Source organism: Allobosea sp. GW821-FHT10B12 (assembly GCF_059415545.1).
Map to the genome: position 1 here is coordinate 240,498 of NZ_JBWKNL010000006.1, position 19,166 is coordinate 259,663.

Annotated in this window: 16 protein-coding genes; 5 read left to right on the plus strand and 11 right to left on the minus strand. The window is 67.9% G+C overall.

Features of this window, described 5'->3' with window-relative positions; translation table 11 throughout:
* Positions 1 to 23 precede the first annotated feature (23 nt).
* From AC07O0_RS21245 to AC07O0_RS21275, 7 genes are read right to left on the minus strand one after another with little or no spacing between them, the layout of a single operon-like run.
* On the minus strand, positions 24 to 917 hold the full coding sequence (locus tag AC07O0_RS21245; RefSeq protein WP_494625671.1) for an SMP-30/gluconolactonase/LRE family protein: 894 nt from the start codon (positions 915 to 917) through the stop codon (positions 24 to 26).
* A 36-nt stretch (positions 918 to 953) separates the two neighbouring features.
* Positions 954 to 1,946: a Bug family tripartite tricarboxylate transporter substrate binding protein gene (locus AC07O0_RS21250; RefSeq protein ID WP_494625672.1), complete on the minus strand. Its 993-nt coding sequence runs from the start codon at positions 1,944 to 1,946 to the stop codon at positions 954 to 956.
* Between the two features lie 27 nt (positions 1,947 to 1,973).
* Entirely contained in the window at positions 1,974 to 2,837 is an 864-nt protein-coding gene (locus tag AC07O0_RS21255) for a citryl-CoA lyase (RefSeq protein WP_494625673.1), read from the minus strand.
* On the minus strand, positions 2,834 to 4,015 hold the full coding sequence (locus tag AC07O0_RS21260) for a CaiB/BaiF CoA transferase family protein (protein WP_494625674.1): 1,182 nt from the start codon (positions 4,013 to 4,015) through the stop codon (positions 2,834 to 2,836). The genes AC07O0_RS21255 and AC07O0_RS21260 overlap by 4 nt, the downstream gene beginning before the upstream one ends.
* 15 nt (positions 4,016 to 4,030) lie before the next feature.
* Entirely contained in the window at positions 4,031 to 5,554 is a 1,524-nt protein-coding gene (locus AC07O0_RS21265; protein ID WP_494625675.1) for a tripartite tricarboxylate transporter permease, read from the minus strand.
* Position 5,555: 1 nt separating this feature from the next.
* Positions 5,556 to 6,062, minus strand: coding sequence for a tripartite tricarboxylate transporter TctB family protein (locus AC07O0_RS21270; RefSeq protein ID WP_494625676.1), 507 nt, complete (start codon positions 6,060 to 6,062; stop codon positions 5,556 to 5,558).
* Between the two features lie 46 nt (positions 6,063 to 6,108).
* Positions 6,109 to 7,089, minus strand: coding sequence for a Bug family tripartite tricarboxylate transporter substrate binding protein (locus AC07O0_RS21275; RefSeq protein WP_494625677.1), 981 nt, complete (start codon positions 7,087 to 7,089; stop codon positions 6,109 to 6,111).
* A 213-nt stretch (positions 7,090 to 7,302) separates the two neighbouring features.
* Between AC07O0_RS21275 and AC07O0_RS21280 the strand changes: the two genes are divergently transcribed.
* The 5 genes from AC07O0_RS21280 (at position 7,303) to AC07O0_RS21300 (ending at position 14,632) form a co-directional block, all read left to right on the plus strand.
* Positions 7,303 to 8,067: an IclR family transcriptional regulator gene (locus tag AC07O0_RS21280; RefSeq protein ID WP_494625678.1), complete on the plus strand. Its 765-nt coding sequence runs from the start codon at positions 7,303 to 7,305 to the stop codon at positions 8,065 to 8,067.
* Positions 8,068 to 8,408: 341 nt separating this feature from the next.
* Positions 8,409 to 9,326 carry a cell wall hydrolase gene (locus AC07O0_RS21285; protein WP_494625679.1) on the plus strand — a complete coding sequence of 306 codons (918 nt, stop codon included), beginning with the start codon at positions 8,409 to 8,411 and terminating at the stop codon, positions 9,324 to 9,326.
* Positions 9,327 to 9,566: 240 nt separating this feature from the next.
* Positions 9,567 to 10,484 (plus strand): LysR family transcriptional regulator, encoded by a 918-nt coding sequence (locus AC07O0_RS21290; protein ID WP_494625680.1) that lies wholly within the window; start codon positions 9,567 to 9,569, stop codon positions 10,482 to 10,484.
* A gap of 90 nt (positions 10,485 to 10,574) precedes the next feature.
* Positions 10,575 to 12,626 (plus strand): hydantoinase/oxoprolinase family protein, encoded by a 2,052-nt coding sequence (locus AC07O0_RS21295; protein WP_494625681.1) that lies wholly within the window; start codon positions 10,575 to 10,577, stop codon positions 12,624 to 12,626.
* Between the two features lie 2 nt (positions 12,627 to 12,628).
* Positions 12,629 to 14,632 carry a hydantoinase B/oxoprolinase family protein gene (locus AC07O0_RS21300; protein ID WP_494625682.1) on the plus strand — a complete coding sequence of 668 codons (2,004 nt, stop codon included), beginning with the start codon at positions 12,629 to 12,631 and terminating at the stop codon, positions 14,630 to 14,632.
* A 9-nt stretch (positions 14,633 to 14,641) separates the two neighbouring features.
* On the opposite strand, the gene AC07O0_RS21305 is transcribed toward AC07O0_RS21300, so the two are convergent.
* Genes AC07O0_RS21305 through AC07O0_RS21320 form a run of 4 tightly spaced genes read right to left on the minus strand, consistent with a single transcriptional unit; the run spans position 14,642 to position 18,947 of the window.
* Positions 14,642 to 15,355, minus strand: a complete 714-nt coding sequence (locus AC07O0_RS21305) for an MOSC domain-containing protein (protein WP_494625683.1) — start codon at positions 15,353 to 15,355, stop codon at positions 14,642 to 14,644.
* A complete protein-coding gene (locus tag AC07O0_RS21310) occupies positions 15,352 to 16,251 on the minus strand; it encodes an ABC transporter permease (protein WP_494625684.1) in 900 nt (299 codons plus the stop codon). Before AC07O0_RS21310 ends, AC07O0_RS21305 begins: the two co-directional genes overlap by 4 nt.
* Complete coding sequence (locus tag AC07O0_RS21315) at positions 16,248 to 17,204, minus strand: ABC transporter permease (protein ID WP_494625685.1); 957 nt, start codon at positions 17,202 to 17,204, stop codon at positions 16,248 to 16,250. The genes AC07O0_RS21310 and AC07O0_RS21315 overlap by 4 nt, the downstream gene beginning before the upstream one ends.
* 60 nt (positions 17,205 to 17,264) lie before the next feature.
* A complete protein-coding gene (locus AC07O0_RS21320) occupies positions 17,265 to 18,947 on the minus strand; it encodes a peptide ABC transporter substrate-binding protein (RefSeq protein WP_494625686.1) in 1,683 nt (560 codons plus the stop codon).
* Between the last annotated feature and the right edge of the window lie 219 nt (positions 18,948 to 19,166).

Sequence of the window (19,166 nt, forward strand, 5' to 3'; positions counted from 1 at the left end):
GTCGCGGCGCTGGGTTGCGGCCGTCACGCACTTGGAAGGTGCGCTCGCAGGATCTGCCCGGTTTCGGATTCGGTCAGGAGCAAGGTCTCTCCGTCAGGCAGGAGCACCGCATTCGTTACCGTCCGGCCGGTACAGGAGACCACGCGGTAGAGCGGCACGCCGAGCGGCGAGAGAACCCAGGCACAGCCATGGCCGGGATCGCAGACGATCACGCGGCCATCGCCATCGACCACCAGTCCGTCCGGCCCGGAGAGGCCGCCGGGCAACTGGGCGAACACCTGGGTCTTGCCGGCCTGGGCATTGGGAGCGAGCGGCACCCGCCAGATCTGGGCGGCGCGGGTCAGTGCCAGGAAGGCGTGGCTGCCCTCGCGCGATATGGCAACGCCGTTCGGGCTCGGTGCGTTGGCGATGATCCGGTCGAGGCGGCCGTCCGGCCAGAGCCGGTAGAGCCGGCCGCTCGGATCCTGCATGCCGGTCTGGCCCTGGTCGGTGAACAGGATCGAGCCGTCAGGCAGGAGCTGGAGATCGTTCAGCCCCTTGAAGCCTTCGCTGTTGACCGCGCCGAGGATGGTCTCGACCGTCCCGCTCGCGGGATCGATTGACAGCAGGCCGCGGCGATAGTCGGCGACGATCAACCGGCGGTCGGGGGCGACCTTCATGCCGTTCGGCCAGCCGTCATAGGCGACGACCAGACGCCACTGCCCGGCCGGATCGACCGCAAAGATCCGCCCGAACGGGATGTCGACGACATAGAGCGTGCCGTCGGGGCCCAGGCACGGCCCTTCCAGGAAGGAGTCGATCGCTTGCCCGCCCTTGTTGGCGATGCTCCATGCGCTCGCGCGCCGATCTCGGAACGCCTCGGGCAGGCTGGTAAAGACATCCGTCTCGATCGGCTGTGGCGGTGCGAACCAGCTCATCGGTCAACTCCCTAGAATCGGCAAGGTTTCAAAGAGCTATTGCACCTGCGCGGCGCGGACGATCTCGCCCCAGCTCTTGAGCTCGTCGGCGATGAATCTGCTGAAATCCTCGGGCGAGCCCGGCTGGAGGAAACCGCCCTGCTCGGTGATGCGCTTGGCGACGCTCGGGTTACGCGTCGCCTGGACGGCGAGCTCGTTGAGGCGGGCGACGACCGGCTCCGGCGTTCCGGCCGGGGCGAGCAGACCGAACCATTGCGAGGAGACGAAGTCCTTGACGCCGGCCTCGACCAAAGTCGGCACCTGGGCCGCGATCGGCAGGCGCTCGGCGCCCGTTGTCGCGATCAGCCTGAGCTGCCCGCCTTCGATGAAGGAGAGTGCGGTTGGCGCCGCGGTGAACAGCATCTGGATCTGCCCGGCAACGACGTCTTGCAAGGCGGCGGCCGCGCCGCGATAGGGCACGTGCTGCAGGCTCGTGCCGGTCTTCAGCCGGAACTGCTCGCCCTGGAGATGCGGAACGGTGCCGACGCCGCCCGAGCCGAAATTCAGCTTGCCGGGGTTTCCCTTGGCGTAGGCGATCAGCTCGGCGACGGTCTTGGCCGGCACGCTCGGATGCACGACGAGCACCGAGGGGAAGGTCGCAATCAGGCAGACCGGTCTGAACATCCTGAGGGGATCGATCCCCGCCGCCGGCGTCAGCGTCGGCGTCACCGCCATGGTGGAATCGCCGAGCAGCACCGTATAGCCGTCGGGCTTTGCGGCCGCGACGTCCTTCATGCCGATCCCGCCGGCTGCCCCGGTCTTGTTCTCGACGAAGAAGCGATGGCCGCCTGTCTGCTCGCCCATCGCCTCGGCGACGAGCCGCCCGACGAAATCGGTGGTGCCGCCGGCGGCGTAAGGGACGACCATCCGGATGTTGGCCGATGGATAGGCCTGCGCGAGCGCAGGATCGGACAATCGGCCGAGCCCGAAGGAGGCGGCAGAGGCCCCGAGCGAGGCGTGCAGGAACGAGCGGCGAGAAAGCTGCGTCATGATGGTCTCCCTCGAGATCGATCTTGGTTATTGGTCTGAAGGCGATGGCCGCGCGGCCTGCGCTTCGGGCAGCCGGCGTTCGGGCGCGCCGCGATAGGCCCAGAGCCATTCGCGCGGCAGCGGGCCCTTGTTGCGGTCCGGCTTCTGCGACTGCTCCCAGGCATGGGCGAGGATGCCGACCGAGCGCGAGAGCACGAAGAGACCGCGCGTCAGCGGCGGCGGGAAACCGAGCTCGCCATAGATGACGGCAGTAGCGCCATCGATGTTGAGCGGGATGCGCTTGCCCTTGTGGATCTCGACGGCCGCCTCGACCGCCTCGGCGATGTCGGCGAAGCGACCTCCTACGGTGCCCGCAGCGGCCGCCTCGCGCACCAGCGCCAGCAAGCGCGGCGCGCGCGGATCGAGCGGGTGGAAGCGGTGGCCGAGACCCGGCACATAGCTGCTCTCGGCAAAGAAGCGCGCGACGCGGCCCGTCACGGCGCTCTCGAGCGGCTGGCCTTCATCCATCGCCGCTGCGATATCGCCGAAGAAGCCGAGCGCCTGCTCGCCGGCGCCGCCATGCACATCCCCGAGCACGTTGATCGCGGACGCCATGGCGCTGTTGATACCGACGCCGCAGGTTGCGGCCATGCGGGCGATCGCGATCGAGGGCGCCTGCGGGCCGTGATCGACCGCCGCGCCGAGGGCGACGCCGAGCAGTTCGGCCTCAGCTTCGCTCGGTAGTTCACCCCGAAGCATGAGCCAGATCATGGCCGGGAAGCTGATCCGGCCGATCAGATCCTCGATCGGGTAGCCGCGCAGGCGGATCAGGCCGGGCCGCATCTCGATGATCTCGGTCGACCACCACTCCTCGCCGCGCTCGCGGCCTTCCTTGCGCATGCTGTCGCTCATGCCTGCCTCCTGGTCTCGCGTTGCCTGCGGGCCTCCGCCAGAATCTGGTCACTGTGCTCGCCGAGCTTCGGCGGCGGCTGCAGTGGCCGGGGCGCCTCGCCGTCGACCAGGAAGCCACCGCGGATCACCGTCAGCGGACGGTCGCCAGCGCCGGTCTCGAAGTGGGTGGTCATGTTGCGGGAGGTCACCTGCGTCTCCTGCAGAACCTGCGGGATCGTCAGCACGCGGCCGGCCGGGACGCCGGCCCGGTTGAGGCGATCTTCCCAATCCGCCGCAGAAGCTGCGGCAAGCGCCGCTTCGATCAGGCTCTTCAGCTCGCCGCGATGGCGCTTGCGGGCCTCGCGCTCGCTGAAGCGCGGATCGCTCGCCAGCTCGGGCCGTCCGATGACGCCGCAGAGCGTGACGAACTGTTCCTGCTTGTTGGCGGCGATGTTGAGCAGTCCGTCGCCGGTCTCGAAGGCGCCGGAGGGCGCCGCCGTCATGTTCTCGTTGCCCATGGCGCGGGGCTCGACGCCGGCTGTCAGATAGTTCGACACCGGCCACCCCAAGGCACTGAGCGTGCATTCGAGCATGGAGACGTCGAGGAAGGCGCCTTCGCCGGTGCTGGCGCGGCGCAGCAGGGCGGAGACGACCGCGAAGGCACCGAACAGGCCGCCCAGCGTGTCGCAGACGGGATAGCCGACCCGCAAGGGGGCGGTCTCCGGCGTGCCGGTGATGCTCATCACCCCGGACAGGCCCTGGATGATCTGGTCATAGGCGGGGTTGTCCCGCATCGGCCCGGTCTGGCCGAAGCCGGAGATGGCGCAATAGACCAGGTCCGGGCGGATGGCGTGGAGGCTCTCATAGCCGAGCCCGAGGCGCTCCATCACGCCCGGCCGGAAGTTCTCGACGAGGGCGTCGGCGGTGGCGACGAGATCGAGGAACTGCGCCCGGCCATCCTCGCTCTTGAGGTCGACGACGACGGAGCGCTTGCCGGCGTTCTGGGCCAGGAAGGAGGCGCCCATCGCCGCCTGGTTGAGTTCGGGCGAGGCGCCGAGCTGACGGGCGAGATCGCCGCCATTGGGCGCCTCGACCTTGATTACATCAGCCCCGAGCAGAGCGAGCTGATAGCCGCAATAGGGGCCGGCCAGTACATTGGTGAGGTCGAGAATGCGCAGGCCGTGAAGGAGTTGGGTCATCTTATGTCTCGCTTCTCAGGCATCGCCGGGGACATGGGCGGGGCGCGGGCCGCGCCAGGCGCGGATGAGGTGGTAGAGGCGCGGGCCGAACAGCGCGGCGAAGGCGAGCGCCAGCAGCGCGGCGGAGAGCGGCTGGGTGAACAGCACCGTCCAGTCCCCGCCTGAGATCGTCATCGCCCGGCGGAATTCGGTCTCGGCCATCGGCCCCAGGATCATCCCGATCACGACCGGCGCGGTCGGGAAGTCGAAGCGGCGCATCAGGAAGCCGATGCCGCCGAGGACGTAGAGCAGGATGAGGTCGATCGGCGATTGCGAGATGCCGTAGGTGCCGACCGTCGCGAAGACGAGGATGCCGGCATAGAGGAGCGGCGCCGGGATCTTCAGGATCCGGACCCAGAGCCCGACCAGCGGCAGGTTCAGGACGACGAGCAGGACGTTGGCGACGTAGAGGCTGGCGATCAGGCCCCAGACCAGCGCCGGCTGGGTGTCGAGCAGCAGCGGTCCGGGCTGGATGCCGTAGCTCTGGAAGGCCGAGAGCATGATCGCGGCGGTCGCCGAGGTCGGCAGGCCGAGCGTCAGCATCGGCACGAGGACGCCGGCGGCGGAGGCGTTGTTGGCGGCTTCGGGGCCGGCGACGCCCTCGATCGCGCCGACCGTGCCGAATTCCTCCGGCTTCTTCGACAGGCGTTTTTCGAGAACATAGGAGAGGAAGGTCGGGATCTCCGCCCCGCCGGCCGGCATGGCGCCGATCGGGAAGCCGATCGCGGTGCCGCGGAGCCAGGGCTTCCAGGAGCGCGACCATTCCTCGCGCGTCATGTAGAGCGAGCCGCGCAGGGGCACGATCTCGTCCTGGCCGGCATAACGGCGGGCCGCGACGTAGAGCGTCTCGCCGACCGCGAACAGGCCCACCGCTACGACGATGACATTGGTGCCGTCGAGCAATTCGGTCAGGCCAAAGGTGAAGCGCGGCTGCCCGGTCTGCAGGTCGATCCCGATCATCCCGAGATAGAAGCCGAGGAACAGGCTGGCGAGGCCGCGCACCGCGGAGGAGCCGAGCACGGCCGAGACCGTGACGAAGGCGAGCACCATCAGCGAGAAGTACTCGGCCGGGCCGAAGAGCAGGGCCAGGCTGACGACGACGGGGGCGAGGAAGGTGACGCCCATGGTGCCGATCGTGCCGGCGACGAAGGAGCCGATCGCCGAAGTGGCGAGCGCGGCGCCGGCCCGGCCGGAGCGGGCCATCTTGTTGCCTTCGAGCGCGGTGACGATCGTCGCGCTCTCGCCCGGCGTGTTGAGCAGGATCGAGGTGGTCGAGCCGCCATACATCGCGCCGTAATAGATGCCGGCGAAGAGGATGAAGGCCGCCTCCGGCGCAACCTGGAAGGTGATCGGCAGCAAGAGCGCGATGGTCAGCGCCGGCCCGAGGCCCGGCAGTACGCCGATGGCGGTGCCGAGCGTGGTGCCGACGAGGCACCAGAGCAGGTTGTTCGGCGAGAAGGCGACCGAGAAGCCGTGCCCGAGCTGAGCGAGCGTGTCCATCTCAGCCTCCCAGCAGGTTCTCGACGAGGCCGGCGCCGATGTTGACGCCAAGCGCCTTGGCGAAGCCGAAATAGGCGGTGAGCGCGAGAACGAGCCCGATCGCGGCATCGCGCAGCGGCCTGCGGCTGCCGAAGCCATGGGCGACGAGCACGAACATCGCCGTCGAGGCGGCCGAGAAGCCGAGCGGGCCGATCAGCACGACATTGGCGACGAGCCCGGCGGCGACGAAGGCAGCCGCCTTCCAGTCGAGCTCGACCTCCTTCTCCTCGGCCGGCTGCCAACCGCCCCGGGCGGCCTGCGCGAGGAGAAGGACGGCGAAAACCGCCAGGCCCGCGCTGGTGATGTAAGGGAAGACCCGCGGGCCGACCTGGGCATACATCGGCGAGACCGGGATCGAGAGCGTCTGCCAGAGGGTGAGTCCGGCGAAGAGCAGCAGCCCGAGCCCGATCAGGGCTTCTGCCGGAGCAAGGCGCGCGTGCGGGCGCTGCCGCGAATGAGCGTCAGTCATCACGGATGTCCTCGAGTGAGATTTTGGGGGCTGGGCCCCGGGGCGATCAGGCGGCCAGGCCGAGATCCCTCAGGATCGTCTCGATGCGCGCCGTCTCCTCCTGGAGGAAGCCGGCATAGGCGTCGCCGGTCAGCAGGATCGGCGTCCAGTCGCGCTTCCTGACCTCGTCGAGCCAGGCTGGGCTGCCGGCCATCTTCTCGATCAGCGTGATCATCGCCGCCCGCTGGTCGGCGCTGACATTCGGCGGGGCGAAGACGCCGCGCCAGTTGAAGAGCTCGACCTCGATGCCCTGCTCCTTCAGCGTCGGCGCCTCGATGCCAGGCTGGCGCTTGTCGGCGGAGATGGCGAGCAGGCGCAGCTTGCCGGCCTTCACCTGCTCCGAGAACTCGCCATAGCCGGAAATGCCCGCGGCGACCTGGTTGCCCAGCAGCGCCGCGACCGCCTGGCCGCCTCCGGCATAGGGGACATAGGCGAGCTTGGCCGGCGCGACGCCGACCGACTTCGCCATCAGGCCGAGCAGGATGTGGTCGGAGCCGCCGGCCGAGCCGCCGCAGACCGGGATCTTGGCCGGGTCGGCCTTAAGCGCTGCAATGAAGTCCTTCGCCGTCCTGAAGGGCGAGGCCGCCGGCACGACGAGGGCGAGGAACTCGCCGGTCAGGCGCGCGATCGGCGTGGTCTGGGAGAGCTTCACCGGGGCCTTGTTGGCGATGATGGCGCCGACCATGACCATGCCGGAGACCATCAGGGCGTTGGGGCGGCCCTTCCACTGATTGGTGAACTGCGGCAAGCCGACCGTGCCGCCGGCGCCGCCGACATTGGTGATCTGCGCGCCGGTGATCAGCTTCTCCGCCCGCAGCACCTGCTCCATCGTGCGGGCGGTCTGGTCCCAGCCGCCGCCGGGCGCAGCCGGCACGAAGAGCTGGAGCTGGCCAGGGCTCTGCGCGAAGGCCGCGCCGATCAGCCATTGCGCGTGAGCGACGGCTCCGGCGGCAAGCGAACCCAACAGGACATGACGGCGAGACAGCATCGGTTTCCCTCCAGGGTTCGGTGCCTCGCTGTCGGCACCTTCCAAGGACCCGGCCAGCGAGCTGATCGCTCGTTCTGATCGTGCGGCCTGTCCGAGCGCGCTTTTGCCAGCGGCCAGATGTTCTGTCAATCAGAATATAATTCTGTCTAGTAGAACGACCTGGACGAAGCCGACCTGATCCGATATCGATCCGGCGTGACGAGGACGGTCGGCGTGGCGAGCAAAACGAAACAGGACGGCATGGCAGCCCTGCCGGCATCGTCGGACGGGGTCGCGGCGCTGGATCGCGCCATCGCGATCCTCAACGCCTTCACGCCGCAGGACCGGACGTTGTCGCTGGCCGAGATCGCGGCGAGGACGGGCCTCTACAAGAGCACGATCATGCGGTTGGCCGGCTCGCTGATCCGCGGTCATCTGCTCGAGCGCCTGCCCGATGGCCTCTACCGGATCGGATCGGGAGCATTCAGGCTTGGCGCGATCTACCAGCGCTCGGTCGCGGCGGCCGATATCCTTTTACCGATCATGCGCGACCTCGCCGAGGAGAGCGGCGAGAGCGTGGCGTTCTATGCTCCTGCGGGGAATCTGCGGACCTGCCTCTACCGCATCGAGTCCAGACACCCGATCCGCTACCATGTCCGGGAGGGCGATGTGCTGCCGCTGAATGCAGGGTCGGGCGGTCGGGTTCTGGCGGCCTTCTCGGGCGAATCCGGTGAGCCCTACGACGCGATCCGGCGAAACTACCATTACGTCTCGCTCGGCGATCGCGATCCGGATACGGCCGGCCTCTCGGCGCCGGTGTTCGGCCCCAGTGCGACGCTGGTCGGCGTGATCACGCTGGCAGGACCGCGGATGCGCATCGACGAAGCCTTCATCGCGCAGATGACGCAGCCATTGCTGACGGCCGCCGCACGGGCAACGCGCGCCTTCGGCGGTGAAGCGGTCGCTCTGGAGCGGGCCGCAATGCAAGCATCGACGTAGTTGCGCCGGAGTAGCTGGAGAAACGTCGTCGTATTACTTCCCCTAGGTCAGGCCCGACTCCAGGCAATGAGCCAATGTCCGCGACCGGTGCTGACGGGACTCTTCCCTTCGATAATGTCGCAATAGCTTTGATGAAGGGAAAACGGACGAAAACACACGTGATTGGCCTCTTCAGGCGGGAATATGCCGGGGTTGCGCCATATTGATGGCCACGCCGTTGTCGTGCATCTTTGCCTCTTCCTTCCGAAATTAACTTTCTGGTAAGAGGTTGGGGATTCCTTTCCGGTGACGATGGCCTGCCGCCTCAGGTAGCCCCCATCCCGTAATCAGGAGGTTGCCGCATGAAGCGGGCCGTGATCGCTGCAGATGCCGTTCGTTCCAGTGCCAGGAGCCATTACGGCCGCAACGCGATCCCGCTTCTGATCTCTCTGGCAGCGCCCGTTCTGGGCGCCTGCAGCACGGCTCCGGTCCAGACCGCTTCGACGACGACCGCCGGCCCTGCGACAACGACGAAGCAGACTCACGAGATCCGCAAGCGCGCCATCGAGCTAGCCAAGGCCGATCCGCGCGAGAAGGAATGCCTCGTCCGGGCGATGTATTTCGAATCGAACCGCTCGAGCGAGACCGGCCTGCTCGGTGTCGGCACGGTGGTGATGAACCGGGTCGGATCGCCGCGCTATCCCGAGACGATCTGCGGCGTCGTCGGCGCACCGCGCCAGTTCGCGCCGGGCGTGCTGACTCGCCAGATGGCCACTCGGGACCTGCCGAAGGCCGAGGCCGCCGCCGAAGCGATCCTCGCCGGAAAGCGCAACGAAGCCGTCGGATCGGCCAAGCACTTCCATATGGCCGGCCTGCGCTTCTCCTATGCCAACATGCATTATGTGACGGTGGCTGGCGGCAACGCCTTCTACGTCAAGGGTGAGCGCCCCGAGCGCCGCCGTATCGAGGAGCCGAGCTATCAGCTGGCGGCGGTGTCCACACCTGCGCCTCTCGCCAGCACTGCCTCCGCCGTGCCGGCCTCCTTCGCCGGTGCGCCGCTGGCTTTCGCACCGGACATTCCCGCGCCGGCAGCTGCCGCGCCTGCAAACCCAGCTGCAAGCCTCGTCGGCAATGCGCCGCTGCCGCCCAGCCGGCCGTTCGATCTCGACATGCCCAAGAAGGTCGCTCATGCCTTCGCCGCGCCGCCGAAGGCCGACGCTCGCCTCGCCGCGCTGATGTCCGACACCCGCCGCCTTCGCGGCAGCCTGCCGCTGAACTGACCGGCCCAAAACCGCGAGAGCGGCGTTCCGAGGCATTTTACTAAGCCAGCAGGCTCTGGCGGGCCACAGTGCGCCCGCAGTCCTAAGCTGACTTCCCTAGCAGCCTGCCCGCAATAGGTTGCGGGCGGTCCAGTTTGACTATGGGCAGGCAGCTGATCCGTCGAGAGCAGATGAGCTTGGGGCCGGCAACCACCAGGAGCGGCGGCTGACAGTGTTCACGCGCCCCTATAAGATCGCGCGATGCGTGCCCGCCAGATCGAAGTCTTCCGCATGGTCATGCGTTGCGGCACGCTGACCGGCGCTGCCGAAGCGCTGAACGTCTCCCAACCGGCGCTCAGTCAGATCCTGCTGCATACCGAGGACGAGCTCGGCTTCAAGCTGTTCCTGCGCGTCAAGGGCCGGCTGATCCCAACCCCAGAGGCCGAGGAGATCTACCCCGAGGTCGAGCGCCTGTTCGGCGACCTCGAAATGCTCAGGCGGCGCACGCGCGACCTGCGCCATGGCAAGGCCGGCCTCGTGCGCCTCGCCGCCTCGGCGCCGCCCTCCCTTTCCTTCGTTCCTGAGGCGCTGCGCCATTTCCGCGCCGCCCATCCGAACACGCGCGTGCGCTCCTATGTCGTGCCGGCCGAGGTCATCCTCACCATGCTCGACCGCGACCAGGCCGGGCTCGGCATCGCCATGATGGATCAGCCCACGCCCTTCATCGAGACGGAGGTGGTCGGCTACACCCGTGTGGTCTGCGTCCTGCCCGCCGGCCATCCCCTGGCTGAGCGCGATGCCATCGGCGCCGAGGATCTCGATGGAGAGACACTGATCTCCTACCGCGCCGAATCGCTGCCCGGGCAGTTGCTGCGCGACGCGCTCGCCAAGCAAGGCCTGCCGTTCCGGCCGGAGATGGAGATCGACGTCTCGATCATCGCGCTCGCCTTCGTGCAGCAGGGCCTTGGCATCGCCGTCGTCGACGGGCTGCTGCCCTGGCACAATTTCCCCGGCCTGGTGACGCGCCCGTTCCGGCCGCATGTCGCCCTGCCGCTCTGCCTGCTGACCAGCACGCGCCGGCCGCTCTCGCGCAGCCACGAGCTGCTGCGCAACCACATCCGCACGGCCTGCCAGCAGCTCGACCTCGACCAGCCTGCGCCGCCAGCAACCGAGGCATAAGGCCGGCTTATCCGGCACTGCCGTTTTGGTGTTGGACCCCGGGATGCGCCGCCGCCAAGACTGGCTCGTCCTTACTGAAACAGGCGCGTCATGAGCTGGCGTATCGGCGTCGACATCGGCGGCACCTTCATCGATTTCTGCGCGCTCGAGACCGGCAGCGGCCGTGTCGAGACGATCAAGGTGCTGACCACGCCCGACGCACCGGGCCGCGAGCTCCTTGCCGGGCTCGATCTCTTGAACGAGCGCCATGCGGTGCCGGCTGAAGAGATCGTCTCCTTCGTCCACGGCACGACGGTCGGCATCAACACCATCATCCAGCGCAAGGGCAGCAGGCTCGGGCTGATCACCACCGCCGGCTTCGAGGATGTGATCGAGCTGGCGCGCCTGCGCATGCCCGACATGTACTCGCTGTTCTGCGCCCGCCCGGAGCAGCTCATCCCGCGCGACCGCGTCTTCGGCGTCGGCGGACGCATCCTCTCCGACGGCAGCGTCGCCGAGCCGCTCGACCGTGAGGCACTTGCGGATGCGGTTGTGAAGCTCAAGGCGCGCGGCATCGACGGCGTGATCGTCTCCTTCCTGCACGCCTATCGCAATCCCGTTCATGAGGCGCAGGCGCGGGCGCTGATCGCCGGGCTGGCGCCGGACCTCTTCGTCTTCAGCACCAGCGAGGTCTGGCCGGTCATCCGCGAATATGAGCGCACCACGACCGCGATCCTGAACGGCTACGTCCATCCGCGCGTCTCGGGCTATCTCGACGCGCTCGAGGAGGCGCTTTCCTCGCGCGGCGTGCCGGCCGGCCCGATGCTGACCAAGTCGAATGGCGGGGTAATGAACGCCGCGACCGGCAAGCGCGCCTGCGTCAACATGCTGCTCTCGGGCACGGCCTCGGGCGTGATCGGCGCGGCCTATCTCGCCGAGCAGGCTGGGGCGAAGAACATCCTCACCCTCGACATCGGCGGCACCAGCGCCGACCTCGCCTTGATCATCGACGGCCAACCGCAATTCGGCACCGGCGAGGTCGTCGGCGACTTCCCGCTCTACGTGCCGAGCGTCTCGGTCACCTCGATCGGCGCCGGCGGCGGTTCGATCGCCTGGGCCGACGCCTTCGGCGTGCTCAAGGTCAGCCCCGAAAGCGCCGGCTCGACGCCCGGCCCCGCCTGCTATGGCCGCGGCGGCGCCCGCGCCACCGTCACCGACGCGATGGCGACCTGCGGCTTCCTCGGCCATACCGCTCTCGCCTACGACCAGATCGGCATGCGCCGCGACCTCGCGCAGAAGGTCGTCGGCGAGGTCGCCGCGATGCTCGGCCGCAGCGCCGAGGCTACGGCCGAGGCGATCATCGCCATCGCCGTCTCCGAGATGTTCGTCGAGGTCAACAAGCTCGTCGCCCGCTATGGCGTCGACCTGCGCGATTTCGCGCTGATGCCCTTCGGCGGCGCCGGGCCTATGCTCGGCTGCTTCCTGGCGCGCGAACTCGGCATCCCCCGCGTCCTGGTGCCGCGCCGTCCGGGCGTTGTCAGCGCGCTCGGCGGGCTGATCGCCGACCTGAAGGGCGACTTCATCCAGAGCGTCTTCGCCGCGACCGAACCTGCTTCGCTGCCGCAATTGCGGGAGGCGCTGGCACAGCTCAAGCGCGACGGGCTTGCCTGGATCCGCGAGGACCAGCGCTTCACCGGGCCTGTGGTCGAGAGCCTCAGCGCCGACATGCGCTATCACGGCCAGTCCTTCGAGATCGAGGTGCCGCTCGCAGAAAGCTGGCTCGTCGAGGGCGACCTTGCGGCGATCCGCGCCGCCTTCCACCGCCAGCATCTTGCCATCTACGACTTCAACGACGAGGCGGCCGAGGTCCAGATCGTCAATCTGCGCCTTGTCGTCACCGGCGCGACGCCGCGGCCGGAACTCACCCCGGCAACCGGAGCAGTCGACGAAGAAGCGATCCCGGCGCGCTTCATCACCGCCTGGCTCGACGGCGCCGAGCGCGAGGTCGCGCTCTTCCACCGCGAGGCGCTGCGCTGCGGCCAGCATTTCTCCGGCCCGGCCGTGGTCGCGCAGGAGGACACGACGATCTGCATACCCGCCGGCTTCGAGGCTGAGGTCGACGCCTTCCTCAACCTGCATCTCATCCTGCGCGAGGGAGCCTGATCATGGTCGACAAGGTCACCCTTCAGGTTCTGGCCAATCATTGCCGAGCCGCGGCCGAGAACATGGCCTACACGCTCTACCGCACCGCGCATTCCACCTTCGTCAAGGAGACCGAGGACTTCACCGTGATGGTGATGGACCGCACCGGGCGCGTCGTCGCCGTGCCGATGGACCTCGGCGCGACCTGGTATCCGGGCATGAACTACAACCGCGCCATCGCGATGGTGCCGGAGTATCGCCCGGGCGACATCGCCTTCACCAACGACCCCTATAGCGGCTATCTCGCCACCCACGCTCCCGACACGCATCTGTGGAAGCCGATCTTCCACGAGGGCGAAATCGTCTGCTTCGTCGGCGGCCATGTCCACAACACCGACATGGGCGGGGCGGTGCCGGCGAGCCTGTCGCGCTCGCTCACCGAGATCCATCAGGAGGGCATCCGCTTCCCGCCGATGACGCTGATGCGCGACGGCGCCTTCGACGAGACCGTGCTGCGCATCATGATGATGAATGTGCGCAAGCCAGCGCTGAACATGGGCGACCTCAAGGCTCTTGCCGGCGCGCTCAACACCGGCGAGCGCAAGATCCAGGCAATGGTCGCCAAGTTCGGCGCGAAGGGCTTCATGGACGGGCTCGACGGGCTGATGGACTATGCCGAGCATCAGGCCCGCGAAATCCTGCGCTCGATCCCCGATGGCGAGTATTTCTTCTCCGACTATGCCGACGAGGACGGCGTCGACGGCAATCCCTGCCGATTGGCGCTGACGCTCACCATCAAGGGCGACGAGGCGATCCTCGACTTCACGGGATCGGACCCGCAGCTCGGCTCCTCGCTCAACGTGCCGACCGGCTCCGACCCGCGCCATACGCTGCTGCTCGTCGGCGTCTATTACGTGCTCTACACGCTGAACCCGCAGCTCCTGCTCAATTCCGGGCTGACCCGGCCCTTCACCTGCATCGCCCCGGAAGGGACGGTGCTGAACCCGTCCTTCCCGGCGGCGGTCGGCATGCGCAGCCTGACCTGCGCGCGGCTGCGCAGCCTGATCTTCGGCGCCTTCAGCCTCGCCGCGCCCGAGCGGCTGCCGGCGGCGCCGGCCGGCTCGAGCTCGATCGTCAACGTCATGACCACCGACGAGAAGACGCATCGCAGCGTGATCGCGGCGATCAACCCGGTGGTCGGCGGCGGCGGCGGCATGCCGCATCGCGACGGGCCGAACGGCTCGGGCGCCGACGCCGCCTATCTCAAGAACACACCGATCGAGATCACCGAGACCGAGGTGCCGATCCGCTTCATGCGCTACGGGCTGCAGCCGGATTCAGGCGGCGCCGGGCGCTGGCGCGGCGGCCTCGCGACAGTGATGGAGTTCAAGGTGTTCTCGCCGAACTCGCGCATCACCGTGCGCAACCGCGACCGCTCGCATTTCCGGCCCTGGGGCACGCTCGGCGGCCTCTCCGCCGAGACCTCGAACTTCATCATCAATCCCGACCGCCCCAACGAGCGCATCCTCGGCAACACCGACATCGCCGTAGCCGAGCCAGGCGACGTGATCCATATCCATTCGCCGGGCGGCGGCGGGCGCGGCTCGCCATTGGAGCGCGAGCCGGAGCGGGTGCTGCTCGATGTCGAGCGCGGCTATGTCAGTCTCGAGGCAGCGCGAGCTCTGTACGGCGTGGTGATCGAGGCAGGTGCCATTGACCCGGAAGCGACGGCTGCGCTGCGGACGGAGCTGAAGACACGCGCCCACAAGACGCATTTCCATTTCGGTCCGGAGCGGGACGCTTTCGAGCAGGTCTGGACGGCTGAGAATTATGCGGCGCTGACGCAATTGCTCGCAGCCTTGCCGGTGCACTGGCGCTTTTTCACCAAGACCAAGCTCTTCGCCGTGATGCGCGATGCGTCCGGCAAGCTCGACCTTGCCGCGACCTTCGCCGTTGTCCGGCGGGACTATCCGCAAATCCCGGAGGTCGGGCAGGACATGCCCGAAATCGCGCAGGCGGCCGAATAGCCCCCTGGGTCAGCGAACGGTGACGGCGGCGCCCGCTGCGATTTCGCCCGGCGTCAGCACGTCGCAATAGATGCCGAAGTTGCGCTCGTGGCGCTTGACCACCGTGCGCAGGATCTCGACGTCCTGAGGCAGGCCGTCCTGCGCGATCGTGATGAAGCCGCAGCGGCCGCAGGGCTCGCGCCCCTTCAGCACGACGTCGCCGATCCTGATCTCGCGGCCGATCCAGCCATGCTCCGGGATGGCATCGGGACCGTCGGGCCAGTCGAGCAGGATGTTCGGCCGGAAGCGGCGGGCATCGATCACGCTGCCCGGCAGCTCGCGTTCGAGGCTGCGGATCGCCGCGCTGGTGACAAGATGGATCGGCGCATGCTCGTAGCGCGGCCGAAAGCCACCCGAACCGAATGCATCGAACGGCTTCAGCACGGGCATGAAGCCGAAAGCCTGCGACAGGCCCTCGAGCAGCTCCACATCCTGCGGCCCGGCCCAGCGCTCGCCGTCGAGCGAGAGAGCGATGCCCTCCCCCGTGGCTTTGGCATGGGCACGCGGCACGCCGAGGAAGTGCTTCTCGCGGCCAGGCGAGGCGATGCGGCCGGTGGCCGCATCGAGCAGCCCCCAGATCCTGTCGCCGGCGACGCCGCCAGCGTCGACGTGGAGCTGATTCAGCTGCTCGCCGGCCATCGAGCTGACCGGATAGCGCCAGAGTTCGGCAACTGCTCCCGTCACTGGCCGTCCATCCTGGGATCGAGCGCGTCGCGCAGGCCGTCGCCGATGAAGTTGAAGCTGGTCACCGCAAGTGTGATCGCAGCGCCGGGGATGATGGCGAGCCAGGGCGCGCTGGTGAGATAGCTCTGGGCGCTTTCGAGCATGTTGCCCCAACTCGGCGTCGGCGGCTGGATGCCGAAGCCCAGGAAGGAGATGTAGCTCTCGGCCAGGATGGCGTGGGCGACGTTGAGCGTCGCCGCGACGACGATTGGCGCGATCGCATTCGGCAGGAGCTCGCGGACCATGAGGCGCCGGTTGCTCGCGCCGAAGGAGACGGCGGCCTGCGCGAATTCGCGTGTCTTCAGCGAGCGGATCTGCGCCTCGACTACGCGGGCGACCTCCATCCACGAAGTCATCGCGATCAGCAGGATGATCGACGGCACCGAGGGCGAGATCAGCGCCGAGATCGCCAGCAACAGGAAGATCGAGGGGAAGCACAGCATCGCGTCGACGAAGCGCATCAGCGCCGCGCCGAGCGCGCCCTCGTAGAAGCCGGCGACCATGCCGACGACGATGCCGATCGCCATCGCGATCGCCATGGCCGAGAAGCCGACCGCCAGCGAGATCCGCCCGGCCATCAGGAGGCGCGCGAGGATGTCGCGTCCGAGCGGGTCGGTGCCGAGCACATGCGGGCCGGAGAACGGCGGCGCGAAGCGGTTGCGGATGTCGATGAAGGTGTCGGTGTAAGGCAGCAGCCAGGGGCCGACGATGCAGGCGAGCGTCAGGAAGACGATCGTCGCCGCGCCGAAGACCGCGAGCTTGTGGCGCCGGAAGCGGCGCAGGCCCGGGCTGTTCCAGAAGCCGGGTGCCGGCGGCAGCGCCGGTTCGGCGGTGCTGGTGAAGGGCACGCCGCTCATCGCCCGCTCCTCGATATGCGCGGGTCGGCGACGCCGTAGAGCAGGTCGGCGAGCAGGGAGCCCAGCAGGACGAGCACGGCCGTGAACATCAGGATGCCCATGACCACGGGGTAGTCGCGATAGCTGATCGAATCGAGGAAGAGGCGGCCCATGCCAGGCCAGGTGAACACCGTCTCGGTCACCAGCGCGCCGGAGAGCAGGGTCGGCACGTGCAGGCCGGTGATGGTGATCATCGGCAGCAGCGCGTTGCGCAGGGCGTGGCGCATCAGGATTTGCCGCTCCGGCACACCCTTGGCGCGGGCGGTGCGGATATAGTCCTGATTGACCACCTCAAGCATCGAGGAGCGCATGTAGCGGCTCCAGACCGCGGTCGAGACCAGCGCCAGGACGATGCAGGGCCCGATCAGGTGATGCACTTGGTTGAGGAAAGAGCCATCGCCCATGGTGTAGCGGTTGCCGGCGGGCAGCCAGCCGAGCCCGACCGAGAAGACGTAGATGATGACGAGGCCGAACCAGAAGGTCGGGATCGATAGCGCGATCATCGCGCCGATCGTGGCGAGCGAGTCGAACAGCGAATAGCGCCGGATCGCGCCGAGGATGCCGACCCAGGCGCCGATCACCATGGCGAGCAGCGTCGAGGTCAGCATCAGCTCCAGCGTCGCGCCCAGATGCGAGGCGATGATATGCAGCACCGGCTGCTGGTCGCGATAGGACAGGCCCCAATCGCCCGTGAGCATGCGCCAGAGCCATTCGACATATTGCACCGGCAGCGGCCGGTTGAGGCCGAGCTGCTCGGCGATACGGTCGAGATCGGCCTGGGTCATGTCGCCGCCGGCGGCGAACTGCGACATCGGCCCGCCCGGCGCCAGATGCAGGATGGCGAAGCCGATCACCGAAACGATCAGCAAGAGCACTAGCGACTGTCCGAGCCGGCGCAGGAGGAAGGCGATCATGGCATCCTCCCCCCGGCCGGCGCCGGCGTCATGCCGGCGCGGTTCACATCGCGCACCACGTCACTTGGCCCAGTACCACTGGCCCATGTTCCAGGTGTTCTGCCTGGCGTTGATGTTGGGCTGGTAGCCGATCAACCCCTCCTTGTAGCCCTCGACCGGGGCGTACTGGTAGATCGGCAGGATCGGCAGCTCCTCGCGCACCAGCACCTGCAGCTTCTGATAGATCGCCTTGCGCTTGGCCGTGTCGAAGGTCTCCTGACCCTGCTTCATCAGTGCGTCGGCCTCGGTGTTCTGCCACTGCATCTGGTTGGCGCCGTTGCCGCTCTTGGCCGGGATCGCGTCCGAGCCGAAGCGATGCGCCGGATCGGGATCGATCACCGTGCGGAAGGCGGTGCCGACGAGCAGCGACTGGAATTTCGAGCGGGTGTAGAACTCGCCCCAGATCACCGCGGCGGGCATGTTGTTGATCGCCATCTTGATGCCGATCTGCTGCCAGTCCTGCTGCATCAACTGCTGGCACTGCTCGCGCAGGGCCGCGCCCGTGGTGGTCGAGACTGCGAATTCGAGCGGCACGCCGTTCTTCGTGCGCACGCCCGAGCCGGAGCGCTTCCAGCCGGCATCGTCGAGGATCTTGCCGGCGAGCGCGGGGTCATAGACCTGCTTCGGCAGGCTCGGGTCATAGGCCCAGGATTCCTGCGGCATGAAGGATTCGGTCGGGATGTGCAGGCCGTAGAAGACGATGTCGATGATCGCCTGCTTGTTGATCGAGGCGTAGAGCGCCTTGCGCACCGCCTTGTCCGACAGGGCCGGATGCTCGAGGTTCGGCATCAGCACCTCGAGCGAGGCGCTCGGGATCTTCACCACCTTGCGGCCGGGCAATTTGACCGCCTCGGCATAGAAATTGGCGGGGATGCCGGTGCCGATGATCAGGTCGACCTGGCCGGTGCGGAACTGGGCATAGAGCGCGGTCTGGTCCGGCACGTATTTCAGCACCGCCTTCTCCAGATACGGCCCCTTGCCATGGTATTTCTCGTTGGCCACGAGCTGGATGTTGTCGCCCGGCGTGCGCGTGCCCCATTTGAACGGGCCGGTGCCGACCGGCGCGCCGTTGAACGGCGCGGTGTTCGGGTCGGCCGCCTTCTCCAGCAGGTGCTTGGGCACGATGAAGGTGTTGGAGAGCAGCGCGAGATAGGGCGCATAGGCCTTCTCCATGCGCCAGGAGATCTCCAGCGGGCCGGTGACCTTGATGTCCTTGACCAGCGAATGGCCGACACGGGTGCGCGCCTTGAAGCCCGGCGCATTGATCAGCTCGAGCGTGTACTTGACGTCCTCGGCGGTGAACGGCGTCCCATCATGCCAGGTGATGCCCTCGCGCAGCTTGACCTTCCAGGCGAGGCCGCCCTCCGAGATGCCGCCATTGGCCTCGCTCGGCACCTCGGCGGCGAGATCGGGGACCAGCGAGCCGTCAGGCTGGGCCAGCCACATGGTGTTGAAGACCTGCATCCAGACGGTCTCGTCGACCTCGATGCCGGGCATCAGCGGGTTGAAGGCGGTCGGTTCCTGCGACAGGCCGACCACGACCTGGCCGCTCGGCTTTGCGGGTGGCGGCGGAGGCGCCTTGCCCTGGGCGCGAGCGCCGAGGCCGGAGGCAGCGAGCAGGCCGCCGGCGCCGAGCGCCAGGACCTCGCGGCGATGCAGGGCAGGCAGAGCAAGGCCGGACGCCTTCATGGACGGCTTGTTCATCGTCGATCCCCTCGTTGTCGACGGCCTTGTGCGGCCGCTGCACGGTCGCCGCCTTTTGCCTGGCGGTTCGCCGCATGGGCCGCCCGTTGTCGGCCCGCCTCATGATAGGCAGCATGCGACCGGCGATGGTCCCCATGCTTTGCCGGGACAACCAAAACAATCTGCCGAATCCGGCCCCTCCTTTGGCATAGGGTTCCAGACGGTTCGGGCTTGAATATC